At 53.7% G+C, this 255-nt stretch carries 1 rRNA gene; it reads right to left on the bottom strand.

The features are described from left to right. A 16S ribosomal RNA gene (locus ACEN31_RS11725) occupies positions 1 to 255 on the bottom strand; the annotation flags it as partial.

Below are 255 nucleotides of genomic sequence, written 5' to 3'. Positions count from 1 at the left end.
GGGTCGCTGCTCGCTGTACCATCCATTGTAGCACGTGTGTAGCCCAGGTCATAAGGGGCATGATGATTTGACGTCATCCCCACCTTCCTCCGGTTTGTCACCGGCAGTCTCATTAGAGTCCCCAACTGAATGCTGGCAACTAATGATAAGGGTTGCGCTCGTTACGGGACTTAACCCAACATCTCACGACACGAGCTGACGACAACCATGCACCACCTGTCTTCTTGCCCCGAAGGGTTTCACCTATCTCTAGGC

This window comes from Ruoffia sp. FAM 26255, from assembly GCF_045528525.1.
Classification (GTDB): Bacteria; Bacillota; Bacilli; order Lactobacillales; family Aerococcaceae; genus Ruoffia; species Ruoffia tabacinasalis.
The sequence above is the reverse complement of the archived record's forward strand: the minus strand, read 5'-3'. Positions and strand labels throughout refer to the sequence as shown.